The sequence below is a fragment of the Massilibacteroides sp. genome (assembly GCF_028705895.1).
Taxonomy (GTDB): Bacteria; Bacteroidota; Bacteroidia; order Bacteroidales; family Tannerellaceae; genus Massilibacteroides.
Genome location: NZ_JAQWCQ010000028.1, coordinates 1 through 16,707, shown reverse-complemented (window position 1 = coordinate 16,707; position 16,707 = coordinate 1). Strand labels below are relative to the sequence as shown.

General features: G+C 37.5%; 15 protein-coding genes. 3 read left to right on the top strand and 12 right to left on the bottom strand.

Annotated elements, in window-relative coordinates:
• Position 1 precedes the first annotated feature (1 nt).
• On the top strand, positions 2 to 1,468 hold the full coding sequence (locus PHT93_RS08550) for an MBOAT family O-acyltransferase (protein ID WP_300241847.1): 1,467 nt from the start codon (positions 2 to 4) through the stop codon (positions 1,466 to 1,468).
• Here the strand turns inward: PHT93_RS08550 and PHT93_RS08545 are convergent.
• Both PHT93_RS08545 and PHT93_RS08540 read right to left on the bottom strand, forming a co-directional pair.
• Positions 1,449 to 2,717, bottom strand: coding sequence for a mechanosensitive ion channel domain-containing protein (locus tag PHT93_RS08545; protein WP_300241806.1), 1,269 nt, complete (start codon positions 2,715 to 2,717; stop codon positions 1,449 to 1,451). The genes PHT93_RS08550 and PHT93_RS08545 overlap by 20 nt on opposite strands.
• A gap of 105 nt (positions 2,718 to 2,822) precedes the next feature.
• A complete protein-coding gene (locus PHT93_RS08540) occupies positions 2,823 to 3,035 on the bottom strand; it encodes a hypothetical protein (protein ID WP_300241804.1) in 213 nt (70 codons plus the stop codon).
• 312 nt (positions 3,036 to 3,347) lie between these two features.
• Between PHT93_RS08540 and PHT93_RS08535 the strand changes: the two genes are divergently transcribed.
• Positions 3,348 to 5,600, top strand: a complete 2,253-nt coding sequence (locus PHT93_RS08535) for a TonB-dependent receptor (protein ID WP_300241802.1) — start codon at positions 3,348 to 3,350, stop codon at positions 5,598 to 5,600.
• A gap of 5 nt (positions 5,601 to 5,605) precedes the next feature.
• Positions 5,606 to 6,484 carry a DUF4249 domain-containing protein gene (locus PHT93_RS08530; RefSeq protein ID WP_300241800.1) on the top strand — a complete coding sequence of 293 codons (879 nt, stop codon included), beginning with the start codon at positions 5,606 to 5,608 and terminating at the stop codon, positions 6,482 to 6,484.
• Between the two features lie 83 nt (positions 6,485 to 6,567).
• On the opposite strand, the gene rplT is transcribed toward PHT93_RS08530, so the two are convergent.
• From rplT to PHT93_RS08480, 10 genes are all read right to left on the bottom strand, one after another.
• Positions 6,568 to 6,912, bottom strand: a complete 345-nt coding sequence (gene rplT, locus PHT93_RS08525; RefSeq protein ID WP_300241799.1) for a 50S ribosomal protein L20 — start codon at positions 6,910 to 6,912, stop codon at positions 6,568 to 6,570.
• Between the two features lie 99 nt (positions 6,913 to 7,011).
• Positions 7,012 to 7,209 (bottom strand): 50S ribosomal protein L35, encoded by a 198-nt coding sequence (gene rpmI / locus PHT93_RS08520; RefSeq protein WP_300241797.1) that lies wholly within the window; start codon positions 7,207 to 7,209, stop codon positions 7,012 to 7,014.
• 54 nt (positions 7,210 to 7,263) lie between these two features.
• Positions 7,264 to 7,875, bottom strand: a complete 612-nt coding sequence (infC, locus tag PHT93_RS08515) for a translation initiation factor IF-3 (RefSeq protein WP_300241795.1) — start codon at positions 7,873 to 7,875, stop codon at positions 7,264 to 7,266.
• Between the two features lie 28 nt (positions 7,876 to 7,903).
• Positions 7,904 to 9,859 carry a threonine--tRNA ligase gene (gene thrS / locus PHT93_RS08510; protein ID WP_300241792.1) on the bottom strand — a complete coding sequence of 652 codons (1,956 nt, stop codon included), beginning with the start codon at positions 9,857 to 9,859 and terminating at the stop codon, positions 7,904 to 7,906.
• 82 nt (positions 9,860 to 9,941) lie between these two features.
• A complete protein-coding gene (locus PHT93_RS08505; protein ID WP_300241789.1) occupies positions 9,942 to 12,044 on the bottom strand; it encodes a tetratricopeptide repeat protein in 2,103 nt (700 codons plus the stop codon).
• A 40-nt stretch (positions 12,045 to 12,084) separates the two neighbouring features.
• Positions 12,085 to 12,411 (bottom strand): acetyl-CoA carboxylase biotin carboxyl carrier protein subunit, encoded by a 327-nt coding sequence (locus tag PHT93_RS08500; RefSeq protein ID WP_300241786.1) that lies wholly within the window; start codon positions 12,409 to 12,411, stop codon positions 12,085 to 12,087.
• A gap of 20 nt (positions 12,412 to 12,431) precedes the next feature.
• Positions 12,432 to 13,979 (bottom strand): acyl-CoA carboxylase subunit beta, encoded by a 1,548-nt coding sequence (locus PHT93_RS08495; RefSeq protein WP_300241783.1) that lies wholly within the window; start codon positions 13,977 to 13,979, stop codon positions 12,432 to 12,434.
• 22 nt (positions 13,980 to 14,001) lie between these two features.
• Complete coding sequence (def, locus tag PHT93_RS08490) at positions 14,002 to 14,559, bottom strand: peptide deformylase (protein WP_300241781.1); 558 nt, start codon at positions 14,557 to 14,559, stop codon at positions 14,002 to 14,004.
• Entirely contained in the window at positions 14,556 to 14,984 is a 429-nt protein-coding gene (ruvX, locus tag PHT93_RS08485; RefSeq protein ID WP_300241779.1) for a Holliday junction resolvase RuvX, read from the bottom strand. The genes def and ruvX overlap by 4 nt, the downstream gene beginning before the upstream one ends.
• Positions 14,985 to 15,054: 70 nt before the next feature.
• A complete protein-coding gene (locus PHT93_RS08480; protein ID WP_300241778.1) occupies positions 15,055 to 16,452 on the bottom strand; it encodes an undecaprenyl-phosphate glucose phosphotransferase in 1,398 nt (465 codons plus the stop codon).
• Positions 16,453 to 16,707: the final 255 nt, after the last annotated feature.

Genomic DNA, 16,707 nt, shown 5'->3' with positions numbered 1-16,707 from the left:
TATGCTGTTTAGTAGCGGATTGTTCTTTTTCCTTTTTATCGGATTCTTCATGATCTATGCGTCCCTTAGAAAATATACTTTAGCACGCATAATTTACGTAACGTTGTTTTCGCTCTATTTCTATTACAAAAGCAGTGGTTTATGGTTCGGCTTATTGATTTTTACGGCAACGTCAGATTACCTGATCGGTCGTATAATGGAAAACACACCCGTACAGTGGAAACGAAGATTATTAGTAACACTTAGTCTTTGCGTAAATCTTGGAATGTTAGGCTATTTTAAATATTTCAATTTTCTGTATGAATTAGCCGTTTCTGCCTGCAATGAGATTGGCTATCTAATGGGAAACGGAGCTCTTCAACGAATACATTTCGAAAAGATGGATATTTTCCTTCCGGTTGGTCTATCATTTTTCACTTTTCAATCTATTAGTTATATTATTGATATTTATAGAGGTAAAACAACCGTTTTGCATAGATGGATAGATTATCTATTCTATGTATCATTCTTTCCTATGCTGGTTGCCGGACCAATCGTACGCGCACGTGAATTTATCCCGCAGATGTACAAAAAACCAACATTAAGTCGTCTTGAATTTGGAGAAGGATTGTATTTAATATTGTGTGGTTTAATAAAGAAAAGTGTTATATCCGATTATATCAGTTTCAACTTTGTAGATCGCGTATTCGATTCTCCTTTGCTTTATACAGGAGTAGAAAACCTGTTAGCTGTTTATGGTTATGCTTTACAGATTTATTGTGATTTTTCCGGTTATTCAGACATGGCAATTGGTATCGCACTCCTTCTTGGCTTTCGGTTTAATATAAACTTTGATTCTCCTTACCAATCTGCAACCATTACAGAATTCTGGCGTAGGTGGCACATTTCTTTATCTTCCTGGTTAAAAGACTATCTTTATATTTCTTTGGGCGGAAACCGTAAAGGAAAGTTCCGTACATATATAAATCTCTTCATCACCATGTTATTAGGAGGGCTATGGCATGGGGCATCTGTTCGTTTTATTATTTGGGGCGCGCTTCACGGAGTAGCATTAGCTATCCATAAGTTTATCATGGGACGTTTCAAAGGATTTAAACAGACGGGCAGTGAAATGACGTTTTTCCGCAGATTCATTGAAACGTTTATCACCTTTCATGTTGTTTGCTTCGGCTGGATATTTTTCCGGGCTAACACAATGCAGACAGTAAAAGAAGTCCTTACTCAGATAGTCTCCAATTTTCATCCGGAAATATTTCTTCAGTTCATATCTGGGTATTCGATAGTTTTCGCACTAATGGCAATCGGCTATATATTTCACTTCATGCCCAAAGCAGCAGATAAATGGGTACAAGGGATTGTAACCCGTTCACCTCTCTTTATACAAGCATTAATGCTGATTATAACGATCTTTATTGTCGTTCAGTTTAAGAATGCCGGAGTACAACCGTTTATTTATTTTCAATTTTAACATTCCGAATATCGTAGCCTGATACATTCTGAAAAACATGGAGATCAAACTCAGGGATAATCGCCAGCACATGATCAAAAACATCAGCCTGCAAACCTTCATAAACAACCCAGGCTCTATCTGAAGAAAAGAAGTATAATTCAATAGGGATTCCCTTATCAGTTGGTTGGAGATGGCGTACCATACATGTCAGATCCTGATTAATCGCCGGATGATTTCTTAAATAGCGAAAAAGATAATTTCTGAATACTCCAAGATTTGTTTGTCTCCTACCATTAACCGAAATTGAAGAATCAACATGATGTGTCGTGTTATACGCTAAAAGTTCTTCTTCTTTTCCATCAATATAGTCTGTTATCAAAGAAATTTTACGAAAACGCTGGAGCATTTCAGGAGTACAGAATTTCACACTATTCATGTCAATATTGACAGATCGCTTTACGCGCCGTCCGCCTGATTCAAACATGTTCCGCCAGTTCTGAAAAGAATCACTAATAAGTGCATAAGGAGGTATCGTTGTCACAGTATTATCCCAGTTCCTTACTTTAACGGCATATAAGGTAACCTCAATCACTACCCCATCCGCATTATATTTTTCCATCGTGATCCAATCGCCCGGTCGAAGCATATCATTAACCGAAAGTTGTATTCCGGCAACAAAGCCTAATATTGTATCCTTAAACACCAACGTTAGAATGGCTGCTGAAGCACCAAGTCCGGCCAATAAGGAAGTGGCCGATTTATTTATGAGAACTGCAATAATTGCAATAACCCCGATAAGAACGACAATCACCTGTAGAATCTGGACAAAACCTTTTACCGGCTTATTTCCCATTGTCTGCTTACGAATATATACTTCGTGGATAAGCCCGAGAGAAGCATATGCAAAACGAGTTGAAATCGCGATTATATAGACTTCACACAATCGCATCAGAAAATCTAACGTATTCGCATGCTCACTTTCAGGAAAAGCAAACGGCAACATGATATAAATAAAAATAGAAGGAACAATATTGATCATCTTATGGATTATCTTTCGTTCGATAATCAGATCATCCCATAAGTTTTTTGTTTTAGCCGCAATATGTGTAAAAATTTTAAGAATAATATTACGACAAATAATATCAATAAAATAGGCTATTAATATGATAAAAGCAAACACAACAAAATTATCAAAACGCTCAGCCGCTTCAGTAGAAACACCAAATAGTTCAAGCAAACCACAAACCCATATTCTAAAGTTATCCATATATTTTTATTTATTTGAAGTGCAAAAATAAAGATTTATGAGATAACAAAAAAGGGTGTCTTGATCGGACACCCTCATACGTTTAAAACGTTCTTAGTCTCTGTATTATTCTGCAGGAGCTGTTTCTGTTGGAACAGCAGTTGAGTCAGCAGGAATAACAGTAGAATCAGCAACAGCTTCTTCTACAGCAGGAGTTGCTTCTTCTACAACAGCTTCAGTTTCTGCAACAGCCTCAGAGGTTGTTTCTGCAGATTTATTTGCACAAGAAGTAAAAGAAACAGCTGCAACAACAGCAACAAATGCCAATACCTTTTTCATTTCAATTCAAATTTTAGTGTCAATAATAATGTTCATAAAATTACATTGCAAATGTATGTATATTTGAGACATGTTGTACAACATAGGTCTTTTTTTTCAAAAAAATCTCAAAAAAAGTGTAATAACAGAAGTAAAACATCATATACCAGGATATTAATTAACTTTCATTCAATAATCCGATTTGTTTCAAACCAAGATTGTGCTTTCATCGTAAAAAAGCATAATTCATTAAAACTTATTTTGAATTACATCTTCTTTTCTCTTAATTTGTATAAGAATCAATCTGTTTTCGCAGATATCACACATATAATCATGCTGTATAGGATATTATTCTCTATTGTTCTTTTATTTCTGATCACAGTTCACAGTTTAGCTCAACAACAAACTGTAACCATTGAGGGAATTGTACTTGAAAAATCGTCAAAAACGCCATTAGCTGGAGCAACTATTGCAATCGCAGAAATAGGCAAAGGGTATATATCTGATGAATCGGGATATTTTAAATTTTCATCTCCTACCGGAAACTACACTCTTATTACATCTTTTGTTGGCTACGAATCGAACAAAACAAAGATTTCTGCATCAACAAATCAGAAGTTGGAAATAGTATTGTCTTCCAATACAGATTTAGACGAAGTTATAGTAACAGCACGATCTAAAGATATAAACATCACAAACTTATCAATGGGTGTAGAAAGACTCTCAATGACTGAAATAAAAAGAATACCGGCATTAATGGGTGAAGTTGATGTGATCAAAGCAATCCAGTTATTACCTGGAGTACAGGCTACGTCGGAAGGTAGTTCGGGTTTCAGCGTACGAGGTGGTTCTCCTGATCAAAATCTGATTTTATTAGATAACACAACTATTTATAACGCCTCTCATCTAATGGGATTCTTTTCTGTGTTTAACAATGATGTCATCAGTGATCTGGAACTATATAAAGGAGATATACCGCTGAAACATGGTGGTCGTTTATCTTCTTTATTAGATATAAAAACAATTGATGATATACCGGACAAAACAACGGGAACAGGAGGACTGGGATTAATACTCAGCCGACTTGTTTTAAAGGGAAAAACCGGGAAAAAAACATCGTGGATGATTGGTGGCAGACGGAGTTATGCTGATCTTTTCCTAAAACTATCCAGCGATGAAGACATGAAGGGATTGACGCTCTATTTCTATGATTTAAACGCAAAAATAACACACCGCATTTCAAACAAAGACAATATTTCACTCAACATGTATTATGGGCAGGATAATTTCGGGACAAAGCTTTATGGCTTTAAATATGGTAATTTAGCAAGTTCATTAACATGGGGACATAGTTACAATGAAAATTTATATTCCCGGATTGGAGTAAATATCAGTCAATACAATTATAAATTAAATTCTGATATCGAAGGGGCTGTTATGACTTGGGAATCGACAATTAATGATATCATGCTACGGGCTGATTATTCTTACATTAATAATTCATTTTTGAACCTAAACTTCGGTATGACATCCACCTTACACAGTTTCACTCCCGGCACTGTGAAATCCATTGATTATGGACGCTATAAAATAGACGAAACTTATGCACTTGAAAGTAGTTTGTATGCTTCCAACGAACAATCATTAGATGATAGATGGTCTATTAAATACGGGCTAAGATGGTCTCTTTTTCAAAACATCAAAAAGGGGAACATATTTAATACTTATCAAACCCTCGAACCTCGTTTGGGTTCGGTGTATAAACTAAGCGATCATTCATCTATAAAGGCTAACTATGCACACAATACGCAGTATATCCAGTTAGCAAACAGTTCATCATCCAATTCGCCACTTGATGTATGGTTCCTTTCCAGTCCAAAGATTAAACCTCAAAAAGTAGATATGCTTTCAGCCGGTTATTTTCATAATCTTGAAGACAATACATATGAAACTTCTGTTGAGCTTTACTACAAATCATTAAAGAACGTAATCGATTTTGCAGATCATGCGGATCTCATTCTCAACAAAAATCTTGAGGACGAAGTCAGAACCGGAAAAGGGAAAGCGTATGGGGCGGAGTTTATGGTACGAAAGAATAAAGGTCGCCTGAATGGATTCATTAACTATACTCTCTCACGGGCAGAACGTACGATTCCCGATATTAATCTGGGGAAAACCTATCTTTCTCCTTATGATAAAACAAACAGTATCAATATAGCTATCAATTACGAAGTTTCGCGTAAAATCACGTTATCAGGCATATGGGTATATGCCACGGGTACTCCGGCAACATATCCTTCAGGTCGTTTTGGAATTGACGGAGAATATTTCCCGATTTATTCAGGTAGAAATGAATATAGAAAGCCAGATTATCATCGCCTGGATTTGTCATGCACCTATGTACCTAACCCAAACTCTAAGAAACGCTGGAAAAGTGAATGGAGCTTTTCTATATATAACGCCTATGGACGTAAAAATCCATACATGATCACTTTTGACCAGGAAGCTGATACAGGCATACCTTATGCTGAAAGTGTTTATTTATTCAATATGGTTCCTTCAATTACGTATAATTTCAAATTCTGATCGACATGAGAAAAGCATATATTTATCTACTTACATTTTTCACCTTACTCACGACAGCCTGCACAGAACGCATCGAATTAGATTTAGATAGCGACGACTCCAAGATCGTAATCTACGGTACAATTACCGACACATTAGCCTATCAAAATATTTCCATCAGCAGTTCTCTGCCTTATTTTGATCAGGGGCACAATCCGACTATTTCAGGAGCGCAAGTCAGTATTAAAACATCCGATAATGAAGTATGGACTTTACTGGAGAGTGATACAGAAAAAGGAAGATATCAAACGCAAGATCTAAAGGCAGGAAAACCGGGTGAGAGTTATCATCTTACTGTTGAATATGACTTTGACCAAGATGGCCTGAGCGAATTATACGAAGCATCAACCACAATGTCCCGGAAGTTTGTCATAGATTCTGTAGAGATAAGAACAATGAATGACATGGGGTTCAATGTATTTACCGTCAACATGTTTGCACAAGAGCCGGAAGGAGAAGATTTCTATATCAGCAAATATTATGTTTGTGACACCTTAGCCACAAAGCTAAGTAAATTCGGGCTAATGAAAGACCTATTGACTGACGGAGAATATCTGAATGGCTTTTTAGTTTACTACTTTTCCGATAAAGCAGAGATAGATGATTATGCAGAAGACGACCTGAAATATCAGACGTTTATTAGTTCGGGAGATGAAGTGGTCGTTGAGTATTGTCGCGTTGAAAAAGGATATTTTAATTTTATAGAACAAGCTCAAGACATGAAATACGGAGAGAATCCGATGTTCGGAGGCCCTCCATCAAATATACAAGGAAACATCAGCAACGGCGGCGTAGGCTATTTTACAGCTTATAGCCCTTCTCAAAAAAGAGCAATCGCTCCTTAAACATCATTTATACAAAACAAAGGAGAGGATTGTTCTTACCTCGAACAACACTCTCCTTTATTTTAGAAATAAAAAAAATATTTTTATTTTACTTTTTCTACAATTGCTTTGAAAGCTTCAGGATGATTTACTGCTAAATCGGCCAAAACCTTACGGTTTATTTCGATACCGGCAGCATGTAAAGCTCCCATCAAGCGAGAATAAGATAAACCTTCCAAACGTGCAGCAGCGTTAATACGTTGAATCCATAATGCACGGAAAGAACGCTTTTTATTGCGACGGTCACGGAAAGCATAAGTTAATCCCTTTTCCCAAGTATTCTTTGCTACAGTCCACACATTTTTACGCGCACCATAATACCCACGGGTAAGTTTTAAAATCCGTTTTCTTTTTGCTCTTGAAGCAACATGATTTACTGATCTAGGCATAATTCTAATCTGTTTTTGAACGTTAGCGCCATCTATTGATGAACTTTTTTGCTAAAACATTCGGTTAATAAAAATCGATAAAAAAACTTGCTGATAAAATTACTTTAAACAAAGCAAAAGTTTAACATTGTTTACATCTACAGCATTTACTAAACCTGTATGAGTAAGATTTCTTTTTTGCTTTTTAGTCTTTTTCGTCAAGATATGACTTTTAAAAGCATGTTTTCTCTTGATTTTACCTGTTCCGGTAAGGGCAAACCTCTTTTTGGCACCGGAATTAGTCTTCATCTTAGGCATTTTCCAATTTATTTAATTATTATACATCATATATCAAACCTTTTCAGGTTGATCTTATTCTTTATCTTTATTTTCTTTTTCTTCCGTTTTCTTCTGAACAGGAGGTGCTACAACCTTCTTAACAGGCTTAGCAGAGGGTACAGAAGCTTTTTTGGGAGATAACATTATAATCATCCTTTTACCTTCTAAGACTGGCAATTGCTCCACCTTCCCATAATCTTCCAAATCATTAGCAAAACGTAGTAGTAAAACCTCACCTTGTTCTTTAAACAAGATAGAACGTCCTTTAAAAAACACGTAAGCTTTAACTTTTGCTCCTTCTTCCAGAAAACTTTTTGCATGTTTCAATTTAAAATTGTAATCATGGTCGTCCGTTTGAGGTCCAAAACGTATTTCTTTAACAATTACTTTAACAGATTTAGCCTTTTGCTCTTTCTGTCGTTTCTTTTGTTGATAAAGGAATTTCTGATAATCGGTTACTCTACAAACAGGGGGTACAGCATTTGGCGAAATTTCAACCAAGTCAAGGTCTAAATCTTCCGCTATTTTCAACGCTTGCGAGATTGGAAAAACTCCATTTTCCACATTATCACCTACCAAGCGAACTTCACGAACTTTTATTCGCTCGTTTATTCTGTACTGATCTTTTAGGCTATCATTCTTCATTCAAAAAGCTTTATTCTCCTCTATATATTTAATTTGTATTTTGCCAACGATTCATCATATTTTCCACTTCTTCACTCAAAAGAGCTGCAAAGGTAGCAATTTCCATCGAACCTTTATCACCTTCACCCTGTTTTCTTACAGAAACTTCTCCTTTTTCGGCTTCTTTCTCACCGACTATCAGCATAAAGGGTATTCGTTTTAATTCATTATCACGAATCTTACGGCCTACTTTTTCGTTTCTGTCATCTACAAGAACACGTATATCCTGCTCTCCTAAAACTTTAGCAACTTCCCATGCATAGTCATTGAATTTCTCACTAACGGGTAAAATACATACCTGATCCGGAGTCAGCCAAAGAGGAAATTTACCTCCTGTATGTTCAATAAGCACTGCGACAAAACGTTCCATAGAACCAAACGGAGCACGATGAATCATTACGGGACGATGTTTCTTATTATCCTCTCCCGTGTATTCCAACTCAAAACGTTCCGGCAGATTATAGTCCACCTGAATTGTACCTAACTGCCATCTTCTTCCGAGTGCATCCTTAACCATAAAATCCAGTTTAGGACCATAGAAGGCGGCCTCGCCCAATTCTATGCGCGCTTTAAGACCTTTCTCCTGGCATGCTTCGACAATTGCCTGCTCCGCCTTATCCCAGTTCTCATCCGAGCCAATATATTTTTCTTTATTATTGGGATCTCTCAATGATATCTGAGCTTCAAAATTTTCAAAATCCAGAGCCTTAAATATGATAAAAATAATATCCATTACTTTAAGGAACTCATTCTTTAGTTGATCGGGGCGGCAAAACAAGTGCGCATCATCCTGCGTAAAGCCACGTACCCTTGTCAACCCGTGCAACTCTCCACTTTGTTCATAACGATACACCGTGCCAAATTCCGCAAAACGGACAGGAAGATCTTTGTATGAACGCGGGAATGCTTTATATATCTCACAGTGATGAGGACAGTTCATTGGTTTCAATAAGAACTCTTCCCCTTCTTGTGGCGTATGAATCGGCTGAAACGAATCCTTACCATATTTAGCATAATGACCGGATGTTACATAAAGCTGTTTTGCTCCGATATGCGGAGTTATCACTTGCTGATAACCATATTTCTTCTGAATTCTTTTCAGGAAATCTTCTAATTTTAACCTTAGCTGCGTTCCTCTTGGTAACCAAAGAGGTAATCCGGCACCAACAGCAGTAGAGAATGTAAACAATTCCAGTTCTTTACCAATCTTACGGTGGTCTCTCTTTTTAGCTTCCTCTAATAAGACCAGATATTCATCCAGCATTTTCTTTTTAGGGAAAGTAATACCATAAAGGCGAACTAACTGTTTTCTTTTTTCATCTCCACGCCAGTATGCTCCGGCAACGCTCAATATTTTAACGGCCTTCAGGTAAGAAGTATTAGGAAGATGAGGGCCACGGCACAAATCCGTAAACTCTCCTTGCGTATATGTCGTGATTTTCCCATCCTCCAGCTCGCTGATAAGTTCTGTTTTATAAACCTCTCCCCTATCACCAAACATTTTCATAGCGTCAGCCTTAGAAATCTCCTGACGTCTGATCTCTTCCTTGTTAGCCACTAATTCCAACATCTTAGCTTCAATGGCAGGAAAATCGCCTTCCTTTATTGTTACTCCTTCTCCCGGATCAACATCATAATAAAATCCATTTTCTATAGCCGGTCCAATTCCGAATTTTACACCGGGATAAAGAATCTGCAGTGCCTCAGCCATCAAGTGAGCACTTGAATGCCAAAACGCATGTTTTCCCTCTTCATCTTCCCATTTGTATAATTTTACCGTAGCATCCTGCGTGATAGGACGGGTAAGATCCCAAATTTCACCATTCACACTTGCTGCCAAAACATCCTGCGCTAAACGGGAACTAATACTTTCAGCAATTTGCATCGAAGTTGTTCCAGCAGCATATTCTCTTACGGAATTATCCGGAAATGTTATTTTAATCATATCTTATTTCACTAATTTACTTAAATTCAAGGTGCAAATTTACGATTCTTTATGTAATATACAGAGTTTTAAGCTAAAAAAATCAGTTGTTCGTCATTCGTTTAATAATATTATACGCATTGATGATACCTAATTCCCCGGCTTTACTTAAATCGGCTATACCTCGATTTGTATCCCCTAAAGAAAGTCGGGCTAATCCTCTATTAAAATAGGCTTCAGCAAATTCGGGATCTTTGGTTATAGCTGTTGTGTAATCCTGAATAGCCGCTCTGAAGTCTTTTTGCGAGCAACGCAAATTCCCTCTGTTAAAGTACGCATAAATAAAATCCGGGTTAAGCTTAATCACCATGTCGTAATCTCGCACTATCATTTCATGCTCATAGGCTCGTTTGTTATCTTTAAACCCTGCCTGTAGGTTTTGCTGGCTTGTCTGCGGTAAATTCTGGTTGCCTTTAGTTCCTACACTTAGCTGTTTATCGATCATAGACAGATCATCCTGATTCGAATCATGGGACAAATCATATTCTAACTGTTTATAGCGTACTATAGCTCGATTAAAATAAGCCATTACAAAAGAGGGGTCTAATGTCACCACTTTATCGTAGTCTTTAATTGCCTCCATGAAATCCTGCACTAACATATAATCTAATGCCCGGCCAAAATATAGGTTTGCATCAGTTGGATTGGCATCTATTTTTGCTGAAAAGTTATTGATTGAGGTAAAATGTTGAGACACCTGATCTTCATTCAATGCCGCCTCTTGATTTGTGATGGTAAGAAACATGGGCAAAAGCTTCTTACTATTATAATCCTCAACTATTTTATTATAATACACCAGATTCTTTACCGGATCAGGTTTTTCATAATATGTCAACACGAATTGCGGTTCAATATCAACACGGACATTTTTGTCTTGTACACGCCCTCGCACCTCGCTCTGATATTTACTTTTACGTTCTTCTTCTTTATCATACACAACGAGACGATTAAATTTATTGATATTCTTGTCGGATTTTTCGCGCGTGCTCTCTTTATTATCTGCCGAACTATCTTTAGAAGAAGTATTCGTTGATGTAGATGCAACAGATGGCTTATCGTTACCTTCTTCTTTTTTGTAAGCAGTCCAAACATCTCTATCTGCACCCGCTAAATCACGAATTTTCCGTTTTGCCTCCGCCCGACTATAATAGCCTGCTATAAAATTAGGATATTGCTCCAACACAACATCAAAATCAGCTATTGATCCGTAATAATCTCCTGTTTCAAACCTCAACAATGCCCTGTTATAATAAGCGATGTAATTATCGGGCTCCAGACTCAACACAACATCAAAATCCTCTATTGCACGGTTGTTATCACCCACCTGCGCCCGCAGCAGTCCACGGTTAAAACGAGCAATCAGATTATTACTATCCATTGAGATAACCTGATCATAATCTGCCATCGCTCCACGCAGGTCTTTCATCTGATAACGCACTAACCCACGATTAATGTAATATCCGCTTTCACGCGTGTTAAGACGAAGGGCTTCATTTAAATCCGCCAGCGCCTCGTCAAATTTATCCATCTGATAATAAACTAATGCTCTATTACCATAAGAAGAGGCATAGTAAGGGTCTATCTCTATTGATTTATTGTAGTCTTCAAGTGCCTTGATCGTATCTCCTTTTTCCAGATACATTGCTCCGCGTGTCATATACCCCATAGCGTATTTGGGATACGCTTTCATCATATCGTCAAAGACTTTCTCAGCTCCATCGTAATCTTTCTTCTGGATATAAGCGACAGCCATATTTGACAACATCTGCCTGTCTCCCGGTTTAAATTCGAGTCCCTTCTCATAATCAGTTATGGCTCCGCTATAATTTTCCTGACTCTGACGAGCTATCCCCCGGGCATAATAGGCCTGTACTAAAAAGGGGTTCCGCTGAAGACATAAATCACAGTCTTCTTCGGCCCCCTTAAAGTCATCCAGATTCACTTTTGCTACCGCACGATAGAAGTACGGTTCTGCCATCCAGGGCTTTGATCTTATTACCTGATTGAAATACTGGATAGAGAGAACGTAATCTTCAAAATACAAAGCGTTACGTCCGATTGTTAATACTCTGTCCGTATTAATCTGAGCAAAAGCCAAAAGTGAAAATATCAAAAGTGAAATTGAGAGTATTGCCTTCCTTACCATTTGCTTTATTCATTGAAAGGCAAAAATAAGAGATTTTATCTTATCTTGCTTCAATTTTCATCATCAAATGATTTTTTGCTATTTTATCACCAATTTTCACATTTACCTGAGTTACAATTCCTGCAAAAGGAGCCACAATTCTATTTAGCATCTTCATAGCTTCATGAATGCATAATAATTGCCCCTTTTCTACATGATCACCTTCTTTCACCATGATTTCCACTATCGTACCCGGCAGGTGAGAATTCACATCTCCGGGTTGCACTGGTTGCCACGGCTTCCGATCAAGATATTTCTTTGTCAGCGTTGTTTTGTATTTACGTGCAGTAACGACAAAATCAACATATTCTATTTTCTTCGTTTCCATTTTTCTTCGTTATTACAGATTTAAAATGGAGGAAGTCCATGTTTCTTTTTAGGTCTGTATTCTTCCTTCAGAATAGAAAGTTTCAAGGCATGCAATAATAACGCACGAGTTTCTTTAGGCTCGATAACAGAGTCTATAAATCCTTTTGAAGCAGCCACGTATGGATTCGCGAATTTCTCGATGTATTCTTTCACCTTTTCTTCACGCATTGCGTTTTTATCTTCCGCCTCTTCAATTTCCTTACGGAAAATAATATTGGCAGCACCTTCCGGTCCCATTACGGCAATTTCCGCACTTGGCCATGCAAACACAAAATCAGCGCCTAAATGGCGGGAGTTCATCGCTATATATCCACCACCATAAGCTTTACGAAGAATGATCGTAATCTTAGGTACTGTAGCTTCAGAATAAGCATAAAGCACTTTAGCTCCATGACGAATAACTCCGGCATGTTCCTGATCTATACCCGGTAAATAACCCGGCATATCTTCCAAAGTAATAATAGGAATATTGAATGAGTCGCAAAAACGAATAAAACGAGCGGCCTTATCTGCGCTATCACAGTCAAGTACTCCTGCTAAGACCATCGCCTGGTTGGCAACAAAACCAACTGTTTCTCCTCCAATACGTCCAAAACCAATCACAATATTAGCAGCCCAAAGTTCTTGTACTTCTAAAAATTTAGAATCGTCTGCAATGCATTTGATTACATCACGCACATCATAAGGCTGTTTGGGATCAGACGGAACAACGTCTTCTATATTTAAGTTTGTAGCAGGATTCTTTTTTTCTACAATTATTGGCTTAGCCGAATTATTTGCGGGAATCAAGCTGATCAGCTCTTTGATCTGACCGAAACATTCCTGCTCTGATTTAGCATAAAAATGGGCATTACCGGTTATCTCTGCATGAACACGGGCTCCGCCTAATTCTTCCATCGAAACATCTTCACCTAAAACAGTTTTAATCACATTCGGGCCTGTGATAAACATTTTTGAAATATTCTCAACAACAAAAACGAAATCAGTCAAAGCCGGAGAATAAACAGCACCTCCTGCACAAGGTCCAAGTATTAATGAAATCTGAGGAATAACTCCGGATGCAATTGTATTGCGATAGAAAATTTCGCCATATCCGGCAAGTGCACCTACACCTTCCTGAATACGTGCTCCGCCCGAGTCGTTAATACCAATTACAGGGCATTTCATTTTTAATGCGTGATCCATGATTTTGGTAATCTTACGGGCATGTTGCAACCCCAAAGAGCCACCAGCTACCGTAAAGTCTTGCGCATAAATACAGACAGGAGCACCATAGATAGTACCTGTACCTGTGATCACACCGTCACCAGGGAAGTCTTTTTTATCCAACCCGAAATCGCGGCCGTCATGTTTAACAAACATATCAAATTCCTGAAAAGAATCTTTGTCAACCAAAGAAAGAATTCGGTCACGGGCAGTTAGTTTTCCCATGGCTATTTGTTTTTCGATAGCGGCATCGCCCCCACCTTTCTTCAGAACCTCTTTTTTCTTTCTCAGTTCTTGAATGTTTTTGCTTAAATCTGTCATAACGATTGATTTAATTAGTTGATTATTTTCCTACAGCCTTTGTTCTGTATGAACAACGAGCTGTACCTTTTATTATATTATTTAGTCTGCCTTTGTTTAATTGCTTCCGTATCGGAGAGATATTATCTATAAAAACGCCCCCGGCCAAGTGTTCGCATTCATGTTGCACTACACGTGCAGTAAAGCCGTCTAATTCTTCTTCGTGCGAAGTCCCATTTTCATCTGAATAGGTTACACGAATTATTTTTGCCCGGGATACTTTTTCATGCACACCGGGAAAACTCAGACACCCTTCTTCCATTGCCACCGTCTCATCACTTCGTTCTACAATACAAGGATTCACCATTGCTCGTTTAAAACCTTTGCATTCCGGAAAATCGTCTGATAAGACATCGGCATCAATAACAAGTAAACGAAGCGACAATCCAATCTGCGGTGCAGCCAGACCTACCCCATCAGCATTATACATTGTTTCGAACATATTTGCGACTAATTCTTTTAAATTCGGATAGTCAACAGGAACGTCTTTTGTTTCTTCCCTTAAGACCGGCTGGCCATATAGATATATTGGTAAAATCATAGTTTATATTGATATTTTTTACTTTCTAAATACGATTGAAGAATTATAACGGCGCTTATTTCATCAACAAGAGCCTTATCCTGCCTTTTTTGTTTTTTCAAGCCTCCTTCAAGCATCGCCTTATGAGCAAGCACGGAAGTGAACCTCTCGTCATAAAACTCAACAGGAATCGTTGGAAAAAGTTGTTTTAACTTCTTCGCAAATTGTTCAACATATTTCATATTTTCAGATGGTTGATTATTCATCTGCTTCGGAAGTCCTAAAACAAATAATTCGACAGGTTCTTTCTTTATATAATCCGACAGGAATGATCCAAGTTCAGCACTGGGCAACGTAGTCAACCCATTTGCAATCATCTGCATAGTATCAGTCACAGCAATACCTGTTCGTTTACGTCCATAATCTATGGCTAAAATCCTTCCCATAACGGGTACAAATATACAATTAATTATCTCTCATCTACACAAAAGAAGAGAATGTGTGCAGAAAACAGCGTTAATAAGCGTTCTTTTCTCCTTTAAACATATTAATAACGGTGACAACAATAATCTTCAAATCCAAAAAGAACGACCAATTTTCAATATACCACACGTCCCTTCTCACTCGTCCTTCCATTTGTTCCAGAGTCTTTGTCTCCCCACGGTAACCGGTGACTTGCGCCCAGCCCGTCACTCCTGGTTTTGCTAAGTGACGAACCATGTATTTATCTATTATTGCAGAATAAAGTTCTGTATGTTTCAACATATGCGGACGCGGACCAACAACCGACATGTCTCCATAAAGCACATTGAAAAATTGAGGGAATTCATCCAGATTTGTTCGTCGAAGGAAATTTCCTACTTTCGTTGTTCTTGGGTCATTTTTTTCAGCCTGCTTTTCATCAGCCTCTACGTTCACACGCATTGTTCGAAATTTATAACATTCAAACTCATGCCCATACAGTCCGGTTCGTCTTTGCTTAAATATAATAGGTCCTTTAGAAGAAAGCTTTATCATTATTCCCACAATCATATACAAAACAGGAAAAACAAAAACGATTACTCCTAAAGAAAAAACAATATCAAATGAACGTTTTAATACACGATTATAGGTAGCCTGTAATGGTTCGCGCCTCACCGAAAGCAAGGGGATAGATTCAATAACTTCCATTACTAAACTTTTCTTTACATTTCTATAAAACTCAGGTATAATATAGAAACGTATCATATTTTTCTCCGAAAAATTCAGCATTCTCAACAGTTTTTCATCCTGTGTTCCGGGCAAAGTATAGTAAATTTCATCAATTTCGTTTTCTAACACATAAGTTTCAACCTCATTGGTCAAACCTAAGTAATTAGGCAATACATGTCTCAACGATATGTTATCATCAAAAAATCCCATAATACGAAATCCATACGTCAAATCGTTCTTCATGACTTTATAGATTTCCATACCGTTTTTCCCTGCACCGACAATTATAATTTTTTTAGAATTAAAGCCTTTCTTACGATACGCTTTCAAACAAATACGGACTAAAACGCGCCAAAAGGAAAAGACAATAACAGTTGCTATATAATAGACAATAAGAAAAGTTGCAAGTAGATCACCAATATTCAGAAAAGTCAGACAGGTAGCAAAGAAGAATATAAAAAAGGTAACCATCAGAAATGCACGTTGTACGATCTTATCAATAAACACAACCGACATGTGCAATTGCATCGGCACGAAATACAAGGAGAAAAAATAGCAGAAATTTAGCAACAATACAACTTCTCGCATAGCAGGAGTTATTGCACCGGCATACGATTCTCCGAGCAAATAATACACAACAAAAAACATGAGGTTGATTACAATCAAGTCCCCCATGCCTATAAACCATTGAATAAAATAACTATTCCTTTTTTTCCACTCCATGTTTCTTTGGGTCAAAACGACACAAAAATAATCAATTTATCTGAATCGGAACAGGTGTCTCGTCCAGAAACAGCGTTATACAATACGACAATTCCAATATGATCTTTAAATAGCACATTTCAAGATACAAATTTAAGTTTCGCAAGTTCAACTTGCCAGTTTTAATTTGTAAATATCAAAAACATGCTTGATCTCTTCAGACCTGTTTATAATAGCATCATAGATATCCTCGTCTGTCAATCCGAAGAGGTTGGC